Source organism: Rubrivirga sp. (assembly GCF_049648075.1).
GTDB lineage: Bacteria > Bacteroidota > Rhodothermia > Rhodothermales > Rubricoccaceae > Rubrivirga.
In genome coordinates, this window is sequence record NZ_JBARYR010000080.1 from 1 (window position 1) to 2922 (window position 2922).

Below are 2922 nucleotides of genomic sequence, written 5' to 3' on the forward strand. Positions count from 1 at the left end.
AGGCCGGACCCGAAGGGGGTCTTCCAGTTGGCGCCAGGCACCAGCCCCCACTGCCCGGTCGCCTGGTCCATCACGGTGCCGTCGCCGAAGCCCTCGGCTTGCGTCTCGAACCCAGTGGCGTCCACGAATGCACGGAAGCGCTCGACGGTGACGGGTGACCGGTCCAGAAAGAACGGCCCGACGTCGGCCTTGAATGCGGGCTTCTCGTGCGCCATCCCACCCTCGCCCTCGAGGACGCCGATGGTCGTGGTCCCGCCCGGCACGCCCACCATGCCGTCCGGCGTCTCGACCTCGAGGGCGACCGCTCGGACGCGTTCGGGCTCTTCCGTCCTCGATGCCACGGCGCTCGCCCTCGAGGTCGGGTCCGCCTCGGCGTCCGTTGCGCAGCCCGCGAGGCCAAGGGCGAGGATCACTCCCCACCCGCACATGCCCATCCTTCTGGCTCGGTCGTACCGCATCAGTCGTAGACGAGCCGTTCGTCGGCGTTCCAGCTTCCGCGGCGCATCGGGACGCGCATGGCGTCGTCCTCGGCCAGGCGGTCGAACAGACGCGCGCGCATCTCGGCGGCGAGTTGCGGCCGAGCCTCGGCCAGGTTGGTGCGCTCCTCCGGGTCGGCCTGGATGTCGTACAGCTCCTCGAGGTCCCAGACGCCGTGGTAGTAGATGAACTTGTACTGGTCGCCCCTTAGCGCGAACGTCGTCGGCGTGTGGGGGAAGGCGTACTCCCAGTAGTACTCGTACAAGAACTCGCGGTCCTGCGTACCGCCGTCGCCGCCCGTCAGCAGGTCGAGGAACGACGCGCCGTCCATGTCGATCGGCGAGTCGGTGTCGGTCAGGTCCAGGATGGTCGGCGCGAGGTCGATGTTGCGGACCAGCCCCGGCACCGTCGAGCCGGGCTCGATCCAGCCGGGTGACCACGCCAGCATCGGGATCCGGATCGACTCCTCGTAGGCGTTCCGTTTGTCGATCAGGCCGTGCTCGCCCAACAAGAACCCGTTGTCGCCGAGGTACAGCACCAAGGTGTTCTCGGCCAAGCCCTGCGCCTCGAGCGCGTCCAAGACGCGGCCGACGGACTCGTCGAGGGCGAGCAAGGTCTCGGTGTAGCGGCGGTAGAAGTTGTTGAACCCGTCCATGCCCGGGCCGAGGTCGCCGTGGAACATGAAGTCGGCGCCGTGCCAACTCCCGCGCTGGGCGCGCACCCAGTGGGGCTTGCCGGCGTAGTTGCGCTCCGTGAGCCACATCGAGGACGGGTACGGGATCGTGACGTCGCGGTAGGTGCCGGCGTGGCGCGGGGCGGGGGAGAACTCGGCGTGGACGGCCTTGTGGGAGAGCTCGAGGAAGAACGGCTCGGAGCCGTCGCGCTCTTGGAGCCACTCGACGGCGTAGTCAGTTAGGATGTCGGTCGTGTAGCCGTCGTGCTGGATCTGCGTCCCGTCGATGTTCAAGAGGGGGTTCGTGTACGCGCCCTGCCCTCGGAACGAGACCCACCGGTCGAAGCCGGGCCGTGGCGCGTCGTCCTCCTCGCCCATGTGCCACTTGCCGACGTAGGCGGTTTGGTATCCCGCCGCCTGGAGGTCTTGGGGAAAGAACCGCGTGCCCTCCGGGATCGGGCTCGTGTTGTCCACGACGCCGTGGTTGTGCGCGTACTGACCGGTCAGGATGCTGCCCCTCGAGGGCGAGCACAGGCTCGTGGTCACGAACGCGTTCTCCAGGTGCGCGCCTTGGGCCGCCATCCGGTCCATGTTGGGCGTCTGAAGGAAGGCCGGGGCGTCCGGGTGGAAGCCCATGAAGTCGTAGCGGTGGTCGTCAGACAGGATGACGACGACGTTCTGCGGCTGAGCGAGACCCGACCTCGAGGCCAGAGCGACGAGCAAGAGAAGGATCGGAAAGAGTCGTGTCATGTCAGATCTGAAGAGTCGGTGCCGACCTCGAGGTCGGCGAGCGTTTGTAGGGGCACGGCACGCCGTGCCCGTGGGGCGACCTCGAGGCCCGTCGCTTCGGCTCGCGCATTGAGGTTGGTAGGGGCGTATCGCAATACGCCGGTACGGCGCGGTGGCGAGGTCGCCCGTGGCGTGGGTGACCCCTCACCGTGTCCCTCTCCCCAAGGGAGAGGGGACGTCGCAGGCGTCGTCGCGGTCGGGCGGGACGTCTCGTCCTCGAGGACGACGGGGTTTGCGCCACTGTCATTCTGAGCGGAGGGCGCAGTCCGGAGTCGAAGGATCCGTGCCGACCTCGATGTCGCGGACGGATGCTCCCGGTGCGGTCCGGGGCGACGTCGCACCAGGGATCCCTCGGCTCCGCTCGGGATGGCAGGGTGTGGACGCGGTGTCATTCGGCCACCAGCTCGAAGCGAGCGGATTGCGTCTCAGCTGACGACCCGCCGACCATGACGGTGAACCAGCCGGGCTCGACGGTCCATTCGCCGTCCTCGCCCCAGAACTGGAGGTCGTCGGGTGTGAGGGTGAACGTGACCCGCTGCGACTCTCCGGGTCCAAGCTCGACACGCTCGAACCCTTTGAGCTCCTGCACCGGCGGCGTCACGCTCCGCGCCTCGTCGCGGACGTAGAGCTGCACGACCTCGACGCCAGCGCGGTCGCCGGTGTTAACGACTTGGACGTCGACCTCCAGACTACTGTTCATCGCCATTTCGCCTATGCAGATGAGGTCGATCTCGTCGTGGGGGGCTGCCTCGAACGAGAAATCCCCGCACGCGATCATGGGCGTGTAGCGGAACGTCGTGTAGCTCAGGCCGTGGCCAAACGGAAAGAGCGGCTCGACGGGCGCGTCGAGGTACCTCGAGACGTACTTGTCACTCGCGCCCGGCACGTCGTGCGGCCGGCCGGTCCGCTTGCGGTTGTAGTACAGCGGCTCCTGGCCCGTGACGTAGGGGAACGTGACCGGCAGCTTGCCGCCGGGGTTGTGG

3 protein-coding genes are annotated in these 2922 nt (G+C 67.9%); all 3 read right to left on the minus strand.

Going from position 1 to position 2922, the window contains the following annotated elements; all coding sequences use genetic code 11:
* Positions 1-413: formylglycine-generating enzyme family protein (locus WBA11_RS02255; protein ID WP_424519105.1), on the minus strand; the 413-nt coding region annotated here is incomplete at its 3' end.
* Between the two features lie 44 nt (positions 414-457).
* Complete coding sequence (locus tag WBA11_RS02260) at positions 458-1900, minus strand: sulfatase family protein (RefSeq protein WP_424519106.1); 1443 nt, start codon at positions 1898-1900, stop codon at positions 458-460.
* A 427-nt stretch (positions 1901-2327) separates the two neighbouring features.
* Positions 2328-2922: fibronectin type III-like domain-contianing protein (locus WBA11_RS02265; RefSeq protein ID WP_424519107.1), on the minus strand; the 595-nt coding region annotated here is incomplete at its 5' end.